Source organism: Streptomyces sp. NPDC059455, from assembly GCF_042750115.1.
Lineage (GTDB): Bacteria > Actinomycetota > Actinomycetes > Streptomycetales > Streptomycetaceae > Streptomyces > Streptomyces endocoffeicus.
Genome location: NZ_JBHYVB010000007.1, coordinates 16,535 through 18,796 on the forward strand (window position 1 = coordinate 16,535; position 2,262 = coordinate 18,796).

Consider the following 2,262-nt stretch of genomic DNA (forward strand, 5'->3'; position numbering starts at 1 on the left):
TAACCCCCCGACCATCCGTGTCGGTCTACGGTCGGCGGCGGCCCCGGCTCGGGAAGCGGGGCCGCGGCTGACCGGAAACCGGGCCGCGGCTGACCGGGCCGGGAAACCGGTCAGCCACCGGCCGGGTTCAGGGCGCCATCTCGTCCGGGCAGGGCGTGCCGCGCGGCAGCTGGTACTTGCCCGTTATGCGGTAGATGCCGGGCCGGGGGGCGTGCAGCACCGTCCACTCGTCCTCCGGCTGGCCCTCTTCCCCGCCCTCGGTCTGCTTGGTGAGGCAGCCCTCGCGGTTGATCGGCAGCCGGTCGTCCTCCCCCTTCGGGGCCTGGACGCTGTGCCCGTCCTTGTCCACCAGGCCCAGCCACGGCGAGTACGGGATGCGGATGAGCACCGGGCCCTTGGCCTGGACTGACAGCACCAGCTGGTCGGCGCCCGCGCGCCGCACGGTGGCGGGCGGGTCGGCGATCTGCGTCGGGTCCTTGACCTCGTACAGCTTCCAGTTCTCGTCCGCCCAGACCTGGCGCAGATACGGCAGCTCGGTGCCGAGCAGCTCGGACTCCTTCTCCGCCGCGGTGTCCGGGTCGTCCGCGGGCAGCACCACAAAGTGCACCGCCCAGCGCTTGAGCCATTCGTGGTAGGTGACCGGGGTGAGGGTGTCCTCTCCGTAGAAGATCGGGTTCCGGTCCAGATCGCGCTGGCGGTTCCAGCCGCGCGCCAGATTGACGTACGGGGCGAGCGCGGAGGACTCGCGGTGGCTGCGCACCGGAACCACCTCGACCCGGCCCCGGTCGGCCTGCTCCCGCTTGAGCCGGTCGACCAGCGGCGCCAGCTCACGGGCCCAGGACGCCGAGGGGGCGGTGTGGATCACATCGTCGGCGGTCTTGACCCCCTGCCACACCGTGACGGTCGCGAGCGCCAGCACCAGAACGGTCCAGCGGCGGCCCGCGCGCGTCGTGCGCAGCTCGGCGCGCGGTGGCTTGCGCACCGCGGGCAGCGCGGCGATCAGCACCACACCCCCGAAGACCATGCCGAGCCGGGAGATATTGGTACCGATCTGGGAGGGAATCACCCAGGTGAGCACCACTCCCAGACAGTAGAGCCCGGCCCCGACCCGCACCGTCGACCACCTGCGCGGCACACACATCAGCGTGGCGGCACCGGCGATGAACGGCAGGATCACCGACCCGATGCCCATCGGCTGCTCACCGGAGAAGGGGAACAGCCACGCCGACAGGCCGACCACCACGATCGGGGTGATCCCGAGCGCGTACGCGGCGGGGCGCCGCTTGGTCAGCCACAGCCCGGCGGCCACGACGCCCACGAACAGACCGGCCACCGGACTGGACATGGTCGCCAGCGCCGACAGCACGGCGGCCAGGACGAACCGTCCGGTCTTGTGGTGCCAGCGCCGGGAGCGCCACCGCCGGGGCCAGGCGAAGATCACGGCGACGGCCGCGAGCCCGAACATCGCGCCGAGCCCGAAGGTCACCCGGCCCGAGATGGCGTTGCAGGTCAGCGCGAACGCGCCGTACATGGCGGGCCACATCGGCCGCCGTACGGCACGGCTGCGCACCAGCAGCAACGCGAGCAGCCCGGCGGACAGCGTCCCCGCGATCATCATCGTCGAGCGGACCCCGAGGACCGCCATCAGATATGGCGAGATGACGCTGTACGAGACCGGGTGCATCCCGCCGTACCAGGCCAGGTTGTACGCCAGGTCCGGGTGCTGGAGGGCGAACTCCGCCCAGGCGTCCTGCGCGGCGAGATCACCGCCGCTGTTCGCGAGCAGCGCCACCCACACCAGATGCAGCAGCGCGGCGGCGGCCAGGGCGGTCAGAACCGGATGGCGCAGGGCCGCCGTTCTGGCGCGCTGGAGCAGCCCGCCCGAAGCGGCCTGGCCGCTCTCGCGTCCCGCCTCCGCCTCTGCCGGGCCGGTCGGCTCGGCAGGCCAGCGCTGTGTGGGTACGCGTATTCGTGCGGCGGTGCTCTCCTCCGAGCTCCCGCTTTCATCGGCCCGTGTCGGATCCACGGTGGTCACTGCGGCTCTCCCCGTCTTCCCCCGAGGTCTGCCCCATCGTCCTCAACCCCGCGCCGGATCACTCCGGTTCCGCGGTGGGTCCAGGCCGGGGACCCATCGACGCTAGCACGCTCGGGCGGCCCCGATCCGGCTCGGGCCCCGGCGCGGGTGGGGGCGGGGGCCCCTCCCCACCGGCCCCCGAGTCCCCTTTCCTCTCGGGGCGTCCGAAGAGGGGGAGTTTAGCGGCG

At 72.6% G+C, this 2,262-nt stretch carries 1 protein-coding gene; it reads right to left on the minus strand.

The annotated features are described in order from the left end of the window. Positions 1-127: 127 nt before the first annotated feature. The gene (locus ACFXB5_RS03925) at positions 128-2,035 is read right to left on the minus strand and encodes an MFS transporter (RefSeq protein WP_385202085.1); all 1,908 of its coding nucleotides are present in this window, start codon (positions 2,033-2,035) and stop codon (positions 128-130) included. Between the last annotated feature and the right edge of the window lie 227 nt (positions 2,036-2,262).